Source organism: Streptomyces sp. MK37H, from assembly GCF_018035285.1.
Classification (GTDB): domain Bacteria; phylum Actinomycetota; class Actinomycetes; order Streptomycetales; family Streptomycetaceae; genus Streptomyces; species Streptomyces endocoffeicus.
Map to the genome: position 1 here is coordinate 1 of NZ_JAAAYH010000538.1, position 5,094 is coordinate 5,094.

General features: G+C 73.6%; 1 protein-coding gene. It reads right to left on the reverse strand.

Annotated features, from left to right (window positions below):
• Window positions 1-5,094 (reverse strand): non-ribosomal peptide synthetase (locus tag GWI24_RS40010; protein ID WP_210950936.1); only part of this gene is annotated, 5,094 nt, incomplete at both ends.

The window sequence follows — 5,094 nt, forward strand, 5'->3', positions numbered from 1 at the left end:
CCCCACACCCCGCGCAGCCAACACACCCGCCACCCGATCCGACCGCTCCCGCAGCTCCGCGTACGACCACTCCTCACCACCCGCACCCACCACCGCCACCACATCCGGGGAGACGGCCGCCCGCTCATCGAAGAGCTCACCCAACGGCCGTACGGGAACCGCTCGCTCAGTGGCGTTCCACCCCTCCACCGCCCGCTCCCGCTCCCCAGACCCCAGCACCTCGACCTCGCTCACCCGAGCCGCCGGATCCGAGGCAACCTGCTCCAGCACCCGCACCAGCCGCTCCGCCATCGCGCACGCGGTGGGCTCGTCGAAGAGGTCCGTGGCATACAGCAGATCGCCGTCGATCCCTGCCGGGTTGCCCTCGCCGTCCCGGTGTTCGGCCAGGGTCAGCGACAGGTCGACCCGGGCCGCCGCAGCCCCGGGCGTCATCGGCCGCACCTCGACGCCCGGCAGTTCCCACGCCTGGGGCGGCATCGTCTGCACGGAGAGCATCACCTGGAACAGCGGATGCCGGGCCAGTGAGCGGGTGGGGTTGAGTTCCTCGACGAGGTGCTCAAAGGGCAGGTCCTGGTGTGCGTAAGCGGTCAGGTCGGTCTCCCGTACCCGGGACAGCAGCTCCGCGAAGGTCGGGTCACCGCTCACATCGGTCCGCAGGACCAGCGTGTTGACGAAGAAACCGGCCAGCCCGTCCAGCGCCGCGTCGCCACGCCCCGCGACCGCCGTGCCGATCGGAAGGTCCTTCCCCGCGCCCATCCGCGACAGCAGCAGCGCCAGCGCGGCGTGGACGACCATGAACATCGTGGCGTCGCCGCGTCGGGCGAGCTCCACGAGCCGGGCGTGGCTGGGCACATCGATCCGTACCCCGGCCGCCCCGCCACGGTGCGAGGACACGGCAGGCCGGGAGCGGTCGGCCGGAAGTGTCAGCTCCTGGGGTGCGTCGGCCAGGGCCCGCCGCCAGTGGTCCAGCTGGGCGCTGATCAGGCTGTCGGGGGTGTCCAGGTCGCCGAGGAGACGGCGCTGCCAGAGCGCGTAGTCGGCGTACTGCACCGGCAGCGGCTCCCACACCGGCGCCCGCCCCTCCCGACGGGCGGCGTACGCCACTTCCAGGTCCTTGAGCAGCAGGTCCATCGTCCAGCCGTCCACCGCGATGTGGTGTGCGACGATCAGCAGGACGTACTCCGCGGGGCCGGTCTTCAGCAGCCGGATCCGCCACGGGAGGTCGGCGCTGAGGTCGAAGCGCTGCTCGGTCTGCTCGGCGAGCACCTGCTCGACCCGGTGGGCGGGGGTGTCGAGGACGACCATGCGCGGGCGTCCGGCCGAGGGTTCGAGGACGTGTTGGCGCGGCACGCCGTCCGTTTCGGGGTAGATCGTGCGCAGGCTCTCGTGCCGGTCGGCGAGGTCGCCCAGGGCGGTTTCGAGGGCGGGCAGGTGGAGGTCGCCGGAGATGCGGTAGCGCAGTGGCAGGTTGTACGCGGCTTCGCCGCCCTCTTGAGCCTCCTCCATCTGGTTGACGAACCACATCCGCCGCTGCCCGAACGACAGCGGTACGACCTCCGGCCGGGGCTGCGGGGTGAGCGGAAGCCGCACACCGCCCCCACCGGTGAGCTGCCGCGCGACCCCGGCGACGGTCGGCTCGGCGAACAGTTGCCGGATGCTCAGCTCGGTGTCCAGGACGGCGCGGATCCGGGCGATCAGCCGCATGGCCTGCAGCGAGTCGCCGCCCAGCGCGAAGAACGACGCGTCGACGCCGACCCGGTCGAGGCCGAGGATGTCGGCGAACAGCCCGCACAGCGCCTCTTCGATGGGGGTGGCGGGTGCGCGGCGGCCGGTCAGGCCCGCGTAGTCGGGGGCGGGCAGGGCGTCACGGTCGAGCTTGCCGTTCACCGTGACGGGGAGGGAGTCGAGCGTCATCACGGCGGCCGGGACGAGATGGTCGGGCAGCCGTTCCGCCACGTACTCGCGTAGTCCGGCAGTGTCCGCATCCTCGTTGGGGACGACGTAGGCGACGAGGCGACGGCCCCCGGGGCGGTCCTCGCGGACCACGACGGCGGACCGGCGGACGGCCGGGTGGGTGGCGAGGACGGCCTCGATCTCGCCGGGTTCCACCCGGAAGCCGCGGATCTTGATCTGGGTGTCGGCCCGTCCGACGACGACGAGTTGACCGTCGGGGGTCCAGTGGGCCAGGTCACCGGTGCGGTACATCCGCCCGCCGGGGGCGCCGGGTTCGTCGGCGGCGGCGAACGGGCAGGCCACGAAGCGCTCGGCGGTCAGCGCCGAGCGGCCGAGATAGCCGCGGGCCAGGCCGGGGCCGGCGAGGTAGAGCTCTCCCGTGACCCCGGCGGGGACGGGCTGCAGGAACTCGTCCAGGACGTACGTCTGCCCGTTCTCGAGCGGGCGCCCGATCGGCACGGGGGCTTCGGCGTCGGCCAGGGTGAGCGGGTCGCTCAGGGTGACGCAGACGGTGGCCTCGGTGGGGCCGTACGCGTTCAGCATCCGCCGCCCCGGCGCCAGCCGTGCCACCAGCGCGGGCGGGCACACCTCGCCCGCGGCCGCGACGGTGGTCACGGTGGCGGGCAGCTCGTCGGCGGCGGCGAGCACGGACGGCGGCGCGGTCAGATGCGTGACGCCGAACTCGGCGGCGATGTCGGCCAGCGATCCGTACGGCGGCAGCATGTCCCGGTCCGCCATGACGAGGGTGGCCCCGGCGGGCAGGGCGGTGCAGAACTCGGCGAACGCGGCGTCGAAGCTGGGCGAGGCGAACTGCAGGACACGTGCGCCGGGCCCGGACCCGAACCGGGTGATGTGGCTCGCCGCCAGGCTGCCCACTCCGCCATGGGTGACCACGACGCCCTTCGGGGTGCCGGTGGAGCCGGAGGTGTAGATGACATACGCGGGGTGCGCCAGCCGCTGCGGCCGGACGCGGTCGGCGTCCCCGGGGGCGGTGGCCGGGCGAGTCGCCAGCGCGGCGGTCACCTCCGGGGTGTCGAGGACCAGGCGGGGCGGCGTGTCGGCGCCCAGCGTGGCCTCGGGCTCATCGCTGCATAGCGCGGCCTCGGTCACACCGACGCCCAGCACAGCCTCAGTCGCACCGGTGCACAGCACCAGCTTCGGCCGGGCGTCGGCCAGCATGAACGCGATACGCCGCGCCGGATACCGGGGGTCTATGGGCAGATAGCCCGCGCCCGCCTTGACCACGGCCAGCAGCACGGTCATCAGCTCGACGGACCGCTCCATGGCCACGCCGACCAGGTCCTCGGGGCCGATGCCACGGGCGATCAGCTCGTGTGCCAGCCGGTTGCTGCGCTCCTCCAGCTCTGCGTACGTCAGGCCGTGCCCGGCCCCGACGATGGCCAGGGCATCGGGGGTCCGCCGCACCTGCGCCTCGAACAACTCGGCCAGCGTGCCCTCCGGCACGCTCCGGGCCGTGTCGTTCCAGTCCTGGACGACGGTGCGCCGCTCGGCCTGGTCGAGGATCCGCAGCCGGCTGAGGGGCACGGTGGGGTCGGCGGCGATCTGCTCCAGCACCGCCGCCAGCCGCCCGGCCAAGGCCTGGACGGTGGCCTCGTCGAACAGCTCGGTGGCGTAGAAGATGTCGCCGCCGATACCGGCCGGGACGCCGTCCTCGTCGCGGTGTTCGGACAGATCGACGGAGAGATCGAAGCGGGCGGCGAGGGAGCCGGGCGGGGTGGGCCGGACCTGGAGGCCGGGCAGGTCCCACCGCGCGGGCGGAACGTTCCGCAGCGACAGCATCACCTGGAACAGCGGGTTGCGGGACAGCGAGCGCGAGGGCGCGAGGTCCTCGACGAGATGCTCGAAGGGCACGTCCTGGTGGGCGTACGCGGCCAAGTCGGTCTCCCGCACCCGCGCCAGGAGTTCGGTGAAGGCGGGGTCGCCGCTCAGGTCGGTGCGCAGCACAAGCGTGTTGACGAAGAAGCCGGTCAGCCCGTCCAGCGCGGCGTCGCCACGGCCTGCGGTGGCCGTGCCGATGGGGATGTCCGTGCCAGCGCCCATCCGGGCGAGGAGCGCCGCCAGCGCGGCGTGCACGACCATGAACACCGTGGCCCCGCCGCGCTGCGCGAGCCCGACGAGGCGGGCGTGGGTGGAGGCGTCGATCCGTACGGGGACCAGGCCGCCCGCGTACGACGACACCGCCGGGCGCGGTCGGTCGGCCGGAAGCGCCAGCTCCTGCGGCGCGTCGGCGAGGGCGTCGTGCCAGTAGGCGAGCTGGTCGCTCAACAGGCTGTCCGCGTCGCCCCGCTCCCCCAGCAGCCGCCGCTGCCAGAGGGCGAAGTCGGCGTACTGCACCGGCAGCGGCTCCCACACCGGCGCCCGGCCCTCCCGACGTGCGGCGTAGGCCGTGCTGAGGTCCCGGGCGAGAACGCCCATCGACCAGCCGTCGGCGGCGATGTGATGCGCCACGATGAGCAGCACGTACTCGGTGGGGCCGGTGACCAACAGCCGGGCGCGCCAAGGAAGTTCGGTGCCGAGCTCGAAGCCGCGGCCGGCGTGCGCGCTCAGCTCCGCCTCGACCTGGTCCGCGGGGAGGTCGACGGCCACGAGTGGCGGATGCGCCGCGGGGCCGTCCAGCACCCGCTGCCGCGGTACGCCGTCCGTCTCCGGGAACACCGTACGCAGGCTCTCGTGGCGGTCGGCGACGTCGGCGAGGGCGGCTTGCAGCGCGCCGGTGTCGAGGTGGCCGGAGAGGCGTAGCGCGAGGGGCATGTTGTAGACGCCCTCGGCGCCCCCGGCGACCTCTGCCCCCTCGGTACCCACGGCACCTTCGGCGTCCCCTGCGCCCTCGCCGGTGGTCACGAGCCGGTTGAGGAACCACATCCGCTGCTGCCCGTACGACAGCGGCAGTTGCTCGGGGTGCTGGGGGCGTGGCTGTGGCTCCAGCGGTGGCCGCGCGTCGCCGCGCTCGGCGTCGATCCGGCGGGCGGTGTCGGCGACGGTCGGAGTGGCGAACAGGTCCGCGATGCGCAGTTCGCTGTCGAGGACGGGGCGGATTCGGGCGATGAGCCGCATGGCGAGGAGGGAGTCGCCACCGAGTTCGAAGAAGGAGGTGTCGGCGCCCACCTCGTTCAGCCCGAG